Genomic DNA, 14333 nt, shown 5'->3' with positions numbered 1-14333 from the left:
CTGAAGGCTTGTAAATTTTACAACGCCTTCAGCGTTAGCTATTCAGGGCGTTTCTAACCGCCCAATCCTTTTTTATTACGTTGCCATGAAATGCCTTTTTTGCGTTTGCCTGTGCTTGCTAATCTTCACTTCCTGTAAAAAAAATACGCTGTTTGAGGCTGTGCCGTCTTCGCAGTCACGCATCAACTTTACGAACCAGATCACCGAAGACGATTCAATTAACCCGCTGGATATGGTCAATATCTATAACGGGGGTGGCGTAGGCATTGGCGACTTCAATAACGACGGCTGGCCGGATATTTATTTCGTAGGCAATCGGGTTTCGAACCGGCTCTATCTCAATAAAGGCAAAGAAGCAGCCGGATTTGCATTCAACGACGTCACACAAACCGCCGGGGTTGACGGTAAGGGGCGTTGGGGGCGAGGGGTCGCTATCGTTGACATCAACAGCGACGGCTGGTCGGATATTTATGTGTGCAACACACTCGCTAAAGACTCGCTGCAACGACGTAATCTGTTGTACGTCAATCAGAAATTGAACAAAGAAGGCGTGCCAATATTTAAAGAAATGGCTGCCGAATACGGTCTCGACATTCATGTTCAGTCAACGATGGCCAACTTCTTTGATTACGATAACGACGGTGACCTGGACATGTACCTTGTGGTAAATGAAGCGCTGGCCGAAGTGAATCCGGGTAAGTTTGGAGTCATCAAAGGCGGAATCAGCCAGAGCCGGGGTCGGTTGTACCGCAACAATTGGTCCGCTGGCATGAAGCACCCCGTCTATGAGGACGTATCCGTAGAGGCTGGCATTACTCTGGATGGTTACGGGCATACCGCCACCGTTGTTGACATTAACCTCGATGGCTGGAAAGATATTTCGGTGGCGAATGACTTCCTGTCGAACAATATCCTGTACATCAACAATCATAACAGCCGTGGCGACCGGTCGGATGGCCGCACCCCCGCCGGAGCGGGACCGACATTCACCGACCGAACGCGTGAGTACTTCAAGCATACCTCCTTCAATGCGATGGGACAGGACATTGCCGATATTAACAACGATGGCCTGGCCGACCTGGTCGAGCTGGATATGAATCCGGAGGACAACTACCGCAAGAAGATGATGATGGGGGCCAACAACTACGCCAGCTATCTCAATTTTGACCTGCATGGCTACCAGCATCAATACGTTCGCAATACAGTTCAGTTAAATCAGGGACCCCGGATCGGTCCACGAGACTCGGTAGGGAGCCCTGCGTTTAGCGAAATTGGCTTCATGAGCGGGGTGGCTCAAACTGACTGGAGCTGGACCCCTTTGCTGAGCGACTTCAACAACGACGGCTACCGCGACCTGATCATAACCAATGGGTATCCCAAAGACGTAACCGACCATGACTTCATCGCGTACCGGGCTGAGCAACCCTACGAGATGGTCGACAAACAGAAACTGCTGGATAAAATACCGGTTGTTAAACTACATAACTACGCGTTTGCCAACGACGGTAACCTTCACTTCAACGATGTAACAACAAGCTGGGGGCTCACGCAACCTACGTTTTCAAATGGGGCCGCCTACGCCGACTTTGATAATGACGGGGCGCTGGATATGGTGGTTAACAACATCAACGACGAAGCCATCCTGTACCGAAACACTGCCCGCGACCAGACTAAAGAGACGGCTCATTACTTGCAGATAAAATTTAGCGGTGCCGGAAAGAATTGTAATGGCTTTGGAACTTTTGCTACCATCTACTACGATCACGGAAAGCAACAGGTTTACGAGCACACGCCGTACCGCGGGTATCTGTCAACGCACCAAAGTATTGCTCATTTTGGGTTAGGCAGCACCACTTTGCTTGACTCGGTCGTGATTAAATGGCCTACGGGCAAAAAGCAGGTGTTACGTAACGTTAAAGCGGATCAGGTGCTCAAGGTATCCAACACCGAGGCCAATACGCCCTTCTCGTGGGAGCAGCCTGCACTGGCGGGAACGTCGCTGTTTAAAGACGTCACTGAATCGTCGGGCATCCGCTACAAACATAGTGAGTTCGATTTCATTGACTTTAACATTCAAAAGTTACTGCCCCACAAGCTGTCGGAGTACAGCCCCGGATTAGCCGTTGGTGATGTTGACGGCAACGGTCTCGACGACCTTGTCATTGGGGGTAATGCTCACGATCCGGCGCAGACTTTTTTGCAACAGGCCAATGGTAAGTTTGTGCAACGAAACCTATCCCCAGTACTTGCTAGCGGAATTGATTATAAAGACGAAGGGATACTGCTGTTCGACGCCAATGGTGATAAGGCCGTTGATGTGTACATCGCCCGCGGTGGGTATAAGAGTGCGCCAAACAGCCCCGCTTATCAAGACCAACTGTACATAAATGACGGGAAAGGCAATTTCAATGTGGCGACCAACGCTTTACCCCAAAACCTGACCAGCAAACTCTGCGTACGGGCCGCCGACTACAACAAAGACGGTAAGCTCGATTTGTTTGTATCAGGACGAGTAGAACCCTGGGCTTATCCTAAGCCGGTATCCAGCTTTATTTTCAGAAACGACAGCGACAAAGGACACGTCAAATTCACCGATGTGACCGCTGACGTAGCCCCTGCTCTGAAACAGATTGGATTGGTATGCGACGCCCTGTTTACCGACTTTGATAACGATACCTGGCCCGATCTGTTGCTGGCGGGCGAATGGATGCCCATCACCGTGCTTAAGAATAATAAAGGAACCTATACCTCAATCACCGACAAAACGGGCCTCGGCAATAAGCCCGGATTATGGAATTCCATTGTAGCCGGCGATTTCCGGCACACCGGACGAATGGATTACATTGTTGGCAACACTGGACTAAATACGTTATATCAGGCCAGCGATCAGTATCCGATTTACATCACGGCTGGCGACTTTGACCAGAATGGTAACTATGCTGCCATTCCTTCGCTGTTTTTACCCGATCAGGAGGGCCGCAAGAGGGAGTTTCCGGCACATGGCCGCGAAGATCTGATTAAGCAGATGAATAGCTTAAAGAAGAAGTACATTGACTTTAAGTCGTTTGCAACGGCTACACTGGATGATATTCTGACCCCCGAGCAACAAGAAAGAGCAATTCGGCTGAAGGCCACTACGACGCAATCCTGCTACCTCCGCAATGATGGCAATGGCAAATTTGCACTGATTCCGTTACTCGTCCAAGCACAGATTTCTACCCTGAACGGCATGGTTGTCGACGACTATGACGGTGATGGAAATCTGGATGTCGTCATAACTGGTAATGATTATGGTACCGACGTGTCAATTGGTCGCTATGATGCCCTGAATGGTTTACTGCTCAGAGGAAACGGAAAGGGGAATTTCCAACCGCAATCTATGTTGCAGAGTGGGCTTTACATTCCGGGTAACGGCAAAGCTTTAGTTAAAATAGCTACTGAAAAAGGCTGCTACTGGCTAGCGGCCAGTCAGAACAACAATGCCCTAAAACTGTTTAAACTGCGAAGAAGGATAAGGCCGGTTAAGCTAGAGCCTGATGATGTGAGTGCAATGATCTATTACAAAAACGGCAAGCTGCAAAAGCAGGAGTTTTACTACGGTTCGTCGTTCTTATCGCAATCGGGTCGGTTTCTCAGCCTTGACTCTACCACGACACGAATCACAATCACCAACGCCATCGGACAACGCCGGAGTTTAACTGTAAACTAGTGCCCGGTCCATTTTAGGCTTATGTAACTCCTCCGCAGAACCCATTTCCAACAATCAATAGTTAAGGAAGTTTCTCCCGTAAAAGCTGTAAAATCAGTTCCTGGCCCGCCTTCAGATCAGCTACGTCCTGCTGAACAGTATCGAACTTCTGATTAACACTGGCAAATTCTTGTTGAACAATATCAAACTTCTGATTGACACTGGCAAATCCTTGCTGGACGTATGTAGTCAGATTAGCTAAGCCATTGGCGGTGATTTCTCCTGTCGCCTTGACCTGTTCAAGTTTCGTTGAGGTTGCTTCTCCTGTAGTCTTGACTTGTTCGAGTTGCGCAGCGGTGGCTTCTCCTGTAGTCTTAACTTGTTCGAGTTCGGTCTTTGTACTGGTGACAATCTCGACAAGTTGACCTTGTCCCTCAATAAGTCGGTCAACTTTCTGAAGTACGTCAGCCATCAATGGTTCTAACTGGTCAAGTCTACGGTCGGGGCTCATATGAGATTAAGGGAAGTATAGTGTCTGTTGAAGCAAATCTAGTTATTCCTGACCGATTTTACGTATTGAGCATGAACTCCAGATCCTCAACGCTTCACCTCATCAAGGGTCACGGTCTGTGGACGGTCGTATACGTCCCGCACCCGTTGCTTTGTGTTATCCGTCCAGAGCCAGCTCGACCAGACTAAAAACCAGGCCCATTTCGGTTGGGCCGCCAAAATCTCAGGCTTCGGAAGTTCACCTACTTCGGTTAATGCAATGGGTTTGCCATTGGCCAATCGAAGTAGCTCGTCATAATCTTTTTGCTCGTAATCGAAGTGATAGATGTCCGTCCCCAAAATATCAACGTAGTTAGCGCCAGGATAAAAATCAGCATAAGCATAGGCTTCATCCTGTGGAATATCGCGTGGGCCATTGGCACCCCACACCCAAATCAAGTTGTTGAGCTTGTGATAGTTCGTGTAGCGGTCATACATCATCGTCCATAGCTTGGCGACGCCATCTTTTCCTTTCTTGTTGCCCCACCAGAACCAGACGCCGTTCATTTCGTGGTAAGGTCGCCATAAAACCGGGACGTTGGCCGCCTGTAGCTCTTTGAGGTACTCCGCGATCTTATCAATCTGAGCCAGCCAGCGTTTATTCAAATCTGTGCCCGACGTAATCAAATCGCGCCACTGCGCATCGGTGAGTTTCCCTTGAACACTCTCTCGCCAGCCATAGGGTGGATTGTCGGTAGGCCGTCCCTGATGCCACATGAGCGTAACGAGGTAACCTTCTTTATGCTTTCTGATGGATTCCTGGACAATAGCGGGACCGTTGTCTTTTGTGCCGTTCCAGATGAAATCCGTCCCCCAAAGCGCAGGGTGTTTGCCCGTAAAGGCTTTTACGCTGTCGGAATATCGATTGGGCTCCTGGTTGTAATTGTGCTGCCCGGAAAGCAATTGGTTGCCGCTGATGTCATAGATGTACTGCAACAACTTCCGGGCTTCGGGCGAGGCATTCCTGTTGACGGGCTGGGCTGACTGAGCAATGAGTTGAGAGCCTACCAGAAAGAGCAGGGCAGTTAATACCGTTTTCATACGCTGATGGGTAAGGAGTGTTCGTTTTACCCATCAAAATACAACGAAGTGCTACCCAGGCGACAGACCGGCAAAGAAAGTGTTAAAGGTAGACGAATGTGTACTAGAGATGCATCGCTTTCATCTGCCTGACTGCGTAATTGACCGCCCGCGCCGTCAGGGCCATGTAGGTCAGCGACGGATTCTGCGTGGAGGTTGACGTCATGCAGGCGCCATCCGTTACGAATACGTTCTTGCAGTGGTGCAGCTGATTCCATTTGTTCAGCAATGATGTTTTCGGGTCTTTACCCATCCGGACCCCGCCCATCTCGTGGTTTTCACTACCGGGTAAGCGCTTCGTATCCATCGTCCGAATGTTTTTAAAGCCAGCTTCGGTGTACATTTCAGTGAATTGCTCGAAGAAATCGTTGAGAACCTTCTCGTCGTTATCATCGAACGTCACCGACACGCGCAACTGAGGAATGCCGTACTGATCGGTCAGCACCGGATCAAGCCGAACGGTACTGCTCTCTTTAGGTAGCGTTTCAGCCATCATCGCCGAACCTACCTGCCAGTTGCCTAACTCAGGATTTAACAGATTTTCTTTGAGCGATGCACCAATGGGCTGCTGATTCTGGATAGAACCTCTGGACGAATAAAATGTAGCTGCGTAGCCGCGCAAAAAGTCGGTTTCCTGTTTATAAACGTTGCGAAACCGGGGGATATAGCTGCTATTGGGCCGACGCCCGTCGGTTGTTTTGTCCAATAAGCCTCCATACTCAGCCGTAATACGTCCCCGGTAACTATGAAACGCCATGTATTTGCCCATCAAGCCGTTGTCGTTGCCTAAGCCCTGCGGAAAACGGGTAGACATTGAGTTGAGCAAAATCAGGTTCGTGTGCAGGGCTGATGCGTTCACAAAGATGATGCGGGCGTAATACTCGGTCATCTGCTTGGTGTAGGTATCAATGACGCGCACGCCTGTTGCTTTATTATGTTGCTCGTCGTAGATAATCGAGTGAACAATGGAACCGGGTTTGAGGGTGAGTTTACCCGTTCGCATCGCCCACGGAATTGTTGAGGCATTGCTGCTGAAGTAGCCGCCATAGGGGCAGCCGCGTTCGCAGAGCGTCCGGTGCTGGCACTGCGCCCGGCCTTGCTGGTAGTGAATCGGCTGAGACTGGGTCAAATGAGCCGCTCGCCCGATAATGACGTGCCGATCTTTATAGCGGGAACTGACTTTCGCTTTAAAATACGACTCTACACAACTCATTTCGTGCGGAGGTAAAAACTCACCATCGGGCAGCGTAGCCAGCCCATCTTTATTGCCCGTAATCCCGGCAAATTTCTCGACGCGGCTGTACCAGGGTGCTATATCGGCGTACCGGATGGGCCAGTCAACGGCAAACCCATCGCGGGCGGGACCCGTAAAATCAAAATCACTCCAGCGTTGCGTTTGCCGACCCCACAGCAGCGAACGTCCGCCTACCTGATAGCCATGTACCCAGTCGAAGGGCTTTTCCTGCACATACGGCTGGTCGCTGTCTTTAGCGAAAAAATGGACGGTGTCTTCTTTGAACGCGTAGTTCTTGCTGGCAATCGAGTAGTCTTTGCGGATATGAAGCGGTACCTCGTTCCTATGTTCTAACTCCCAAGGGTTCAGGGTAGCGGTAGGGTAATCGGTAACGTGCTTGACGTCACGTCCCCGTTCGAGCAGTAAGGTTTTAAGGCCGTTTTGAGTAAGCTCTTTAACGGCCCAGCCACCGCTGATGCCGGAGCCAATTACAATGGCGTCGTACGTACGATCTTTTTGGCTGTCGATAATCAAATTGGCCATTATGGAGATACTATCGATGAATAGGGCACAATCAATTCAAATACGCTGATCAGCCGATTAGCAGCGTCATATTTTTCGGAAAGAATTAACCCTGTAACATTACTCAGACCCGAATCGTGCTGCTCTTCATCAAACCTGTATGCCTGCCTTTTATACTCTTAAAAATTGAATTTGATGTCAATAAATATATAGCTAGCCCTAAAACACCAAAGACCCCCACGAATGAAGGTCTTTGGTATTATTCTACGTAAATAAATTACTTAATCGAATCTCTCTTGGTCGTATCGCTCGTTGCTGAATCGCCAGCCATTTGGGTAGACGATGAGTCAGACGACATGCTAGCGGTGCTGTCTGTTACAGTTGTAGACGTTTCTTTCGTCTCGGTCTTGGTGCTAGAGCAGGCTGTAGCCAGGGCCATCATTGCTAACAGAAAAAAGGCAGATTTTGCCATGGGGGTAAGAAGTTTTAGTGGTCAGAAAGTTTTCATCTATTAATTCTCCAGAGTAAAAAAAGTAACCCAGTGTGTTACAAAACTTTCTGAGACCAGACGATCTTTAATCTACACCAACAGATACTCAACGGCTAATTGGCACTTTCTTACCGAACCATGACTGTAAATCCAGCGGCCTTCAACACTTGAACTAACGGCAGTGGGGCTACACCAAAGAGCGACTTGGCCAACCGAATGATGCTGTGATGCTGGCCAATTTGCTCTACTATTGACTCACGATAATCGAGTGCCTGGGATAAGCAATCGAAACAAATTAACTCCTGACGCTGCGGTGCCGACCAGCTTTTGGTAGCTACGGAAGGCAAACCAGTTGAGTGAGTAGATAACATAGTCGAAGAGAGGATTATGAGAATAATCCACTAATTTATAAAGCAATATTCGACCTGCCAAGATTTTTATTGAGATAATTAATTGATGGACAGTTATTAATATAAAATTAATAGATTTTATGGTTTTTGTATTATTCTGTCGTTTGTGCAAAAAAACTATACGCTTAAAATAAAATATACCTTAACAGGATAATCCTATTTTAACGTTTACGCCTAAGTAGAGCTAAAATAAGATTATCTTGTTCTTTCCGATTCTTAAGCAAATACCTGTGTTTAATAACCCGCGTACCCTGGGCTACATTACAATAACATACCTCCCGAAACCTCAATGCGTTGAGCGTTGATCCACCGCGCTTCCTCAGTGCAGAGGAATGCCACCACGCCACCAATGTCATCGGGCAAGCCGACACGTCCCAGCGCCGTTGCCGAGGCTATCTGACGATTATACTGCTCGTTGTCCCGGACACGCCCCCCGCCAAAATCGGTTTCGATGGCGCCGGGAGCCACTACGTTAGCTGCAATACCCCGGCTTCCCAGCTCCTTGGACAGGTACCGAGTAAAGACTTCTATAGCACCTTTCATGCTGCCATATGCAGACGAACCCGGATAGGAGAAGCGGGCTAGCCCCGAAGAGATATTGATGATTCGGCCGCCGTCGTTGAGCAGGGGAAGGGCCTTTTGTGTCAGAAAAAAGACGCCCTTCAGGTGAATATTAACCATTTCGTCAAACTGCGCTTCGGTTGTTTCTGCAATGGGAGCATAGAGGGCCGTTCCTGCGTTATTGATCAAAAAGTCAAAGTGATCTGTACCGAAGTTGTCGTGCAGCGTGGTTTTCACCTGTTCGTAGAAAGGGTCGAAGCCTCTGACGTCAGCCGTGTTGAGTTGTAAAGCTGCTGCCCTTTGTCCAAGAGATTTAATCTCGTCTACCACCGCTTGGGCTTCATCCTGTTTGCTGTGGTAGGTGAGCAGTACATTGATGCCTTTATGGGCCAGGCTCAGGGCCATATTTTTACCTAATCCCCGGCTACCGCCAGTTACTAACGCAATTTTGTTTTCAGTTGCCATCGTTTGTTGTATTTTATTGATGGCACAAAATTGGGCGGTGCAGCCCGCTTAATTATGGTGACAGTTTCAGATTAAATGGTGAGTAGTTCAGATTTTTCCCGGGCTTTCTGCCAAACTTCTTCCCGAAACTGCTTGGGAGTTACGCCCTGAAATCGTTTAAAAAATTTTGTGAAATTCGACGGATCGTAAGTGAGGGTAGCGGCAATTTCGGCAATGGGCTGCTGGGTATCCCGCAGCAAAGTCCGGGCGATACCTAAAATTTTCTCCTCGAAAAAGAAACAGGGCGCTTTGCCGGTAGTGAGCTTAATGGTATTGCTCAGGTGGGTTGGGTGGATATTCATCTCTCCGGCAATGTCCCGAATCTCATACATGTCCGTTACGCGTCCGGCCAGTAGGTCGTCCAGATGGCGGTCGATTATGGCCAGGAACTCGGCCGTGATTTCGTGCTGCCGGGCGGCTATTTTCTGGGGTAATTTGTAAGTTGCCATGGTGATTGCAAATAGAGCCTTATTCGTAATAACAACCAATAACGGCTAAGCCTCTTTTAATTATTTCAACCTTGTATCAAAGGTATGAGGCTCAAGGCTGATGATCTGTGCTGTCTGATGCTCAGGATGAAGCGGGTTGAGCAGATAATTGTGTTCGGAAGGAGATTGAGCCGATGGAATGCGCATAATCCAGAACACTCCCTCTGCTATCCATTGTTCAGTTATATCCGCCAGCTCATCCAGGTAAGGCCAGTCTTGCCAGCCGTGAGGTAGATCTTTTGACTCGACAACAAGCATAGATGGATCATCTGGCAGGCTTACCGTGACCAACGCTCGGCCTTCTGGTAAACTGGGCGAGTGAGCCAATACTTCTAATTTAGCCAGTGATACGTGTTCAGCTAAATAAACAACGGGCATTCCACGTCGATGCCAGCGTCCTGGAGCGAACAAACCGCCAGTGCCCTTCAAGTCATTCGCGTAGCGGTCGTCAGCAATTCGATAAAGCGTCATAAGGCAAAGGTAAACTGCATCCAACGAGCAATGAAACCTGTCCCAGGCATTGGGTATACCCCATAATTAATTTACGAAAATATGCCGTGGAGAATTCGGTTTAGCTCATCCATAACGTGCTGACGACCAATCATCGAATCGAGCATGTCTGTTGGACGCTGGTTGCCCATAGCCGGTATTTTTGTTTGAAGCCAGTTTTCAAAATCGGCCTGGTTCCTGAATACGTCAATTCCCTTTGCGTATAACTCTGAAAGTGAAATAGCTTTTTCGGTTTCGTCTTGTGTCAGCCTTGATTTAGCCTTAACCCGCCGTTGATAGGTGCTTTCAGAGATCGCCAGAATACGACTCATCTCCTTATTGGTGAAACCGAAGTTGTTTTGAAGAAACGCGACCGACTCCATCGGTAGGCCTTCTTTAACAATTTCGATAAGATCAAACTCGTGCCGGATTGGTCGTTTGATGAAGCGATCTCCGCCTAATCCTTCCATGATTTGTCGAATAGGTACTTGCATGGTCATTTGATTGTTTACGCGCTGTCAAAAGATAACAGCCGGACAAAGATAATAATTCCTTGCAACCCTGTTCTGTTGCGTCCTACCTTTGCGCCGAAATCTAAAGAGTGAAAGAGTGATAGGATGAAAGAGCGAAAAGCAGCCTCATTTATACGCTCTTTCACTCATTCACTAATTCGCTCATTAAACATGGAATACCGCATCGAGAAAGACACAATGGGCCAGGTTCAAGTGCCGGCTAATGTGTATTGGGGCGCACAAACCCAGCGCTCTATTGAGAACTTCAAAATTGCTCAGGACATTAATAAGATGCCCCGCGAGATCATCCGGGCGTTTGCGTACCTCAAAAAAGCCGCTGCGCTGACCAATCTCGACGCGGGCGTACTACCCCAGGAGAAAAGCGACCTGATCGGCCGGGTTTGCGACGAAATCCTGGAGGGTAAATTGGACGATCAGTTCCCGTTGGTGGTCTGGCAAACGGGCTCGGGTACGCAGTCGAATATGAACGTCAATGAAGTGGTGGCTTACCGGGGACACGTGCTCCAGGGCGGTCAACTGTCTGACGAGAAGAAGTTTCTGCACCCGAACGACGACGTTAACAAGTCGCAGTCGAGCAACGATACGTTTCCGACGGCCATGCACATTGCGGCCTACAAAATTCTGATTGATGTAACCATCCCTGGTATCACCAAACTGCGCGACACCTTGGCGGCTAAATCGAAGCAGTTCATGCATGTCGTGAAGATCGGCCGGACGCACTTCATGGATGCCACGCCATTGACGGTCGGGCAGGAGTTGTCGGGTTACGTTTCGCAATTAGACCACGGTCTGCGGGCGATCAATAACTCGCTGGCTCACCTGAGCGAGCTGGCGTTGGGTGGAACGGCCGTCGGTACTGGCATTAACACCCCCCCCAACTACTCAGAAAACGTTGCCAGGCACATTGCGAACCTGACGGGCTTACCATTCGTAACGGCCGAGAATAAGTTTGAAGCGCTAGCCGCCCACGACGCTATTGTGGAAGCACACGGTGCCTTGAAAACCGTTGCTGCCAGCCTGATGAAGATTGGTAACGATATCCGGATGCTGTCGAGTGGTCCTCGCGCGGGCATCGGCGAGTTGTTCATTCCCGACAACGAACCTGGATCGAGCATCATGCCGGGTAAGGTGAACCCGACCCAATCCGAAGCCATGACAATGGTAGCCGCACAGGTTATGGGCAACGACGTAGCCATCAACTTTGGCGGGGCAATGGGCCACTTTGAGCTGAACGTGTTCAAGCCGGTAATGATCTATAACTTCCTGCATTCGGCCCGCTTGATTGGTGACGTTTGTGTATCGTTCAACGATAAATGCGCCGAAGGTATCGAACCAATCGAAGCGAACATCAAAAAGCACGTCGATTCTTCATTGATGCTCGTAACGGCATTGAACACTAAGATCGGCTATTACAAAGCCGCCGAGATTGCCCAAACCGCCCATAAAAATGGCTCAACGCTTAAAGAAACAGCTTTGAAGTTGGGTTATCTAACCGAAGAAGAGTTTAACGAGTGGGTCAAGCCGGAGGATATGGTAGGGGAGATTGACGATTCTGCAGGAAAATAACGAGGTAATTTTTATGATTTTTGATGGGAGAGGGCTATTAGCTCCGGCAAAGGTGGTTTCGTTATCGATTGCTGAGTTTGAGGAACATTTCGTACAAGTATTTCCTGACTCAGGAACCCGCCAAACCATTTTTGCCTCCTATCGTCGATTTATAGAGGAATTTACCAAACAAGTCTGTGCTGAATGCACGCATTGGATTGACGGCAGTTTTGTTACAGACAAGCTGAATCCAAATGATCTGGATGTTGTCGTTTTGATTCCAGATGCGTGTTATGATGTACATCAGTCATTGATTGAAAGTAACTTTAGGTTAGGTGGGGCCAAACAGTTGTTCCCTGGTTTAGATGTATACACAGTTCGCTGCTACGAAGCGGAAAGTTCGAAGCACTACATTACCGAATATGACTTAGCATATTGGTATGATTGGTTCACGCAAACCAGACCAAATCGTTTTGGGAAACGTTATAAGAAAGGATTCGTTGAAGTTGTTTACAAACCGGAGTAGATATGGAAGCTGAAGAACTACCATTGGATGTTCATTTGAATGATTTACTTCGGCAGATCAGGCAATTGGACGAGATGATTGAGTTTCATCGGAATCACTCCAGCGATTCATCAATGATTAGTCAGTACGAGTATATGAAAGCTGATTACATTGATAAAGCCAATCAGACATTGAAGGCGTATCGGGTGAAACTCATCGCTACACCCGTTTGATAAACAAAACCTGTAAGAATAGTTCGACGTTTAAGGAAACCGTCGTCAAGCTGGATTACGTAATGCCCGAGCTGTTTAACGAGTGGCCCAAGCCGGAAGAAATGGTAGGGGAGATTAAGTGAATTAATTATATCTGCTGATACAAAAGCCGGAAGCGTAAGCTCCCGGTTTTTTGTTTTAGAACAGTTTTATTACCGATCTTGGTAGTAGTCAATACGCACTCTTTGGCAAGCTCCATTTTATATGAAGATGTTCATTGTAATTGCTCTGCTTTTGCTGACACAACCGTCGTTAGCCTGTATATGCAATGATTATACGCCTTTTGATAATGTACTTTTCAAGAAGTACAAATATATAGCCTATGTCAGAATCAAGTCGTTTGAGCCATTTTCTATAGCTGGACTCACCAGAGAGGAGCAGCAAAGTGTCAGCACGGCTAAGTTCACTGTAGATGTATTGGAAAATTACAAAGCGCCTGTTCCCGATACTTTGCTTCTAGAAGGTTATCGTACTTCCTGTGATATGGGCTTACGGCCAGGAGAAGAGTGGCTAGTACTAGCCAATGATTTTCATAATTATGCTACGGTGTTTCCTTGTAGTCGCTCGTTTCAATATCGAGACAAAAATGGCAAACGTGATTTAGCTTATCAGGGAACAGAAAAGGCCCTCAATATACTTCGTCAAGCGTTCGGGATAAAACAGAGTGTCCCTAAAGATGGGTTGAAACAATCGTTTTATCCAACTGGACAAATTGAATATAAAGAATTTTATAAGAACGGTAGGCTTGAGGGCGAACGATTATATTGGTATCCGAACGGCCAGTTATGGGGCCACGAAACGTATGTAGATGGTCTAAAAGACGGAATTGCCGAGGTTAGGTTTGATGATGGGCATTTGGCACGTAAAGAAAAATACAAAGCCGGAAGTTTAGTAGACACTAGCCAAAGTTGGTATGAAAAAGAGACTTATTTGCCATCACTAAAATTTATAAGCGGTGCACAACATATTACGCTAGATTCTGCCCAACGATTATATGGTGGCCACCAACTACTCAATGTGAGCTTATACAATCAGCAAGGGCATGAGACATATAGTAAAAGCTATTACCGAACTGGACGGTTATTATTTGAATCCATCAGTTTTCCTGACAAAGCTATTAATTACACTACCCACTACCAGGAAAATGGTAATATTCAGTATACCAGTGTCTCAGAACAGGTTCAATCTCAGCGATACGGTAGCATCAGGCAAACAATCATCGAAATTGATTATAATGAGGATGGTACTCGGAAAGGGTTTTACTATGACCGTAAAGGAAGATTAATCCGGCGGACGTTAGTTAGAGACGGAGTAGAAACAATTGCTGAAGAAAAGCATTATAATGATTCGAAAGATTAATAGTTAATGATTGATTACAACATAGGCGTTAACCTTCAAGAGATAACGCCTATTGTAAAGTACTAAACGCAAAAGCCGGAAGCTTCAACTTCCGGCTTTTGCGT

At 47.7% G+C, this 14333-nt stretch carries 14 protein-coding genes; 5 read left to right on the top strand and 9 right to left on the bottom strand.

Annotation, left to right across the window (positions count from 1 at the left end):
• The first annotated feature begins 85 nt into the window (after window positions 1–85).
• Entirely contained in the window at window positions 86–3709 is a 3624-nt protein-coding gene (locus tag ACFSUS_RS02635; protein WP_381518648.1) for a VCBS repeat-containing protein, read from the top strand.
• Between the two features lie 61 nt (window positions 3710–3770).
• On the opposite strand, the gene ACFSUS_RS02630 is transcribed toward ACFSUS_RS02635, so the two are convergent.
• The 9 genes from ACFSUS_RS02630 to parS form a co-directional block, all read right to left on the bottom strand.
• Window positions 3771–4199: a hypothetical protein gene (locus ACFSUS_RS02630; RefSeq protein WP_381518645.1), complete on the bottom strand. Its 429-nt coding sequence runs from the start codon at window positions 4197–4199 to the stop codon at window positions 3771–3773.
• A gap of 86 nt (window positions 4200–4285) precedes the next feature.
• Window positions 4286–5278 (bottom strand): glycosyl hydrolase, encoded by a 993-nt coding sequence (locus tag ACFSUS_RS02625; RefSeq protein WP_381518642.1) that lies wholly within the window; start codon window positions 5276–5278, stop codon window positions 4286–4288.
• Between the two features lie 103 nt (window positions 5279–5381).
• A complete protein-coding gene (locus tag ACFSUS_RS02620) occupies window positions 5382–7094 on the bottom strand; it encodes a GMC oxidoreductase (protein WP_381518639.1) in 1713 nt (570 codons plus the stop codon).
• A 256-nt stretch (window positions 7095–7350) separates the two neighbouring features.
• A complete protein-coding gene (locus tag ACFSUS_RS02615; protein ID WP_381518636.1) occupies window positions 7351–7545 on the bottom strand; it encodes a hypothetical protein in 195 nt (64 codons plus the stop codon).
• A 146-nt stretch (window positions 7546–7691) separates the two neighbouring features.
• The gene (locus ACFSUS_RS02610) at window positions 7692–7934 is read right to left on the bottom strand and encodes a hypothetical protein (protein ID WP_381518633.1); all 243 of its coding nucleotides are present in this window, start codon (window positions 7932–7934) and stop codon (window positions 7692–7694) included.
• 300 nt (window positions 7935–8234) lie between these two features.
• Complete coding sequence (locus ACFSUS_RS02605; protein WP_381518631.1) at window positions 8235–8999, bottom strand: SDR family oxidoreductase; 765 nt, start codon at window positions 8997–8999, stop codon at window positions 8235–8237.
• A 71-nt stretch (window positions 9000–9070) separates the two neighbouring features.
• Window positions 9071–9487: a helix-turn-helix domain-containing protein gene (locus ACFSUS_RS02600; RefSeq protein ID WP_381518628.1), complete on the bottom strand. Its 417-nt coding sequence runs from the start codon at window positions 9485–9487 to the stop codon at window positions 9071–9073.
• Window positions 9488–9547: 60 nt separating this feature from the next.
• Window positions 9548–9997: an RES family NAD+ phosphorylase gene (locus tag ACFSUS_RS02595; protein WP_381518625.1), complete on the bottom strand. Its 450-nt coding sequence runs from the start codon at window positions 9995–9997 to the stop codon at window positions 9548–9550.
• A gap of 71 nt (window positions 9998–10068) precedes the next feature.
• Window positions 10069–10509 (bottom strand): type II RES/Xre toxin-antitoxin system antitoxin, encoded by a 441-nt coding sequence (parS, locus tag ACFSUS_RS02590; RefSeq protein ID WP_381518622.1) that lies wholly within the window; start codon window positions 10507–10509, stop codon window positions 10069–10071.
• 189 nt (window positions 10510–10698) lie between these two features.
• Between parS and fumC the strand changes: the two genes are divergently transcribed.
• From fumC to ACFSUS_RS02570, 4 genes are all read left to right on the top strand, one after another.
• The gene (gene fumC / locus ACFSUS_RS02585) at window positions 10699–12114 is read left to right on the top strand and encodes a class II fumarate hydratase (protein WP_381518618.1); all 1416 of its coding nucleotides are present in this window, start codon (window positions 10699–10701) and stop codon (window positions 12112–12114) included.
• A gap of 13 nt (window positions 12115–12127) precedes the next feature.
• Window positions 12128–12619: a DUF6932 family protein gene (locus ACFSUS_RS02580; RefSeq protein ID WP_381518615.1), complete on the top strand. Its 492-nt coding sequence runs from the start codon at window positions 12128–12130 to the stop codon at window positions 12617–12619.
• A 2-nt stretch (window positions 12620–12621) separates the two neighbouring features.
• On the top strand, window positions 12622–12831 hold the full coding sequence (locus ACFSUS_RS02575) for a hypothetical protein (protein WP_381518613.1): 210 nt from the start codon (window positions 12622–12624) through the stop codon (window positions 12829–12831).
• Window positions 12832–13074: 243 nt separating this feature from the next.
• On the top strand, window positions 13075–14229 hold the full coding sequence (locus ACFSUS_RS02570; protein WP_381518610.1) for a toxin-antitoxin system YwqK family antitoxin: 1155 nt from the start codon (window positions 13075–13077) through the stop codon (window positions 14227–14229).
• Window positions 14230–14333 lie beyond the last annotated feature (104 nt).

The sequence above is a fragment of the Spirosoma soli genome, assembly GCF_042684525.1.
GTDB lineage: Bacteria > Bacteroidota > Bacteroidia > Cytophagales > Spirosomataceae > Spirosoma > Spirosoma soli.
This window is presented reverse-complemented; position numbering and strand designations above follow the sequence as displayed.

Bases quoted from the DNA above. Each gene is read 5' to 3' on its own strand.
- ACFSUS_RS02600 (WP_381518628.1), bottom strand. From the start codon at position 9,487: ATGGCAACTTACAAATTACCCCAGAAAATAGCCGCCCGGCAGCACGAA.
- ACFSUS_RS02630 (WP_381518645.1), bottom strand. From the start codon at position 4,199: ATGAGCCCCGACCGTAGACTTGACCAGTTAGAACCATTGATGGCTGAC.
- ACFSUS_RS02620 (WP_381518639.1), bottom strand. From the start codon at position 7,094: ATGGCCAATTTGATTATCGACAGCCAAAAAGATCGTACGTACGACGCC.
- ACFSUS_RS02580 (WP_381518615.1), top strand. From the start codon at position 12,128: ATGATTTTTGATGGGAGAGGGCTATTAGCTCCGGCAAAGGTGGTTTCG.
- ACFSUS_RS02595 (WP_381518625.1), bottom strand. From the start codon at position 9,997: ATGACGCTTTATCGAATTGCTGACGACCGCTACGCGAATGACTTGAAG.
- ACFSUS_RS02625 (WP_381518642.1), bottom strand. From the start codon at position 5,278: ATGAAAACGGTATTAACTGCCCTGCTCTTTCTGGTAGGCTCTCAACTC.
- ACFSUS_RS02575 (WP_381518613.1), top strand. From the start codon at position 12,622: ATGGAAGCTGAAGAACTACCATTGGATGTTCATTTGAATGATTTACTT.
- ACFSUS_RS02615 (WP_381518636.1), bottom strand. From the start codon at position 7,545: ATGGCAAAATCTGCCTTTTTTCTGTTAGCAATGATGGCCCTGGCTACA.
- ACFSUS_RS02605 (WP_381518631.1), bottom strand. From the start codon at position 8,999: ATGGCAACTGAAAACAAAATTGCGTTAGTAACTGGCGGTAGCCGGGGA.
- parS (WP_381518622.1), bottom strand. From the start codon at position 10,509: ATGCAAGTACCTATTCGACAAATCATGGAAGGATTAGGCGGAGATCGC.
- fumC (WP_381518618.1), top strand. From the start codon at position 10,699: ATGGAATACCGCATCGAGAAAGACACAATGGGCCAGGTTCAAGTGCCG.
- ACFSUS_RS02570 (WP_381518610.1), top strand. From the start codon at position 13,075: ATGAAGATGTTCATTGTAATTGCTCTGCTTTTGCTGACACAACCGTCG.
- ACFSUS_RS02635 (WP_381518648.1), top strand. From the start codon at position 86: ATGAAATGCCTTTTTTGCGTTTGCCTGTGCTTGCTAATCTTCACTTCC.
- ACFSUS_RS02610 (WP_381518633.1), bottom strand. From the start codon at position 7,934: ATGTTATCTACTCACTCAACTGGTTTGCCTTCCGTAGCTACCAAAAGC.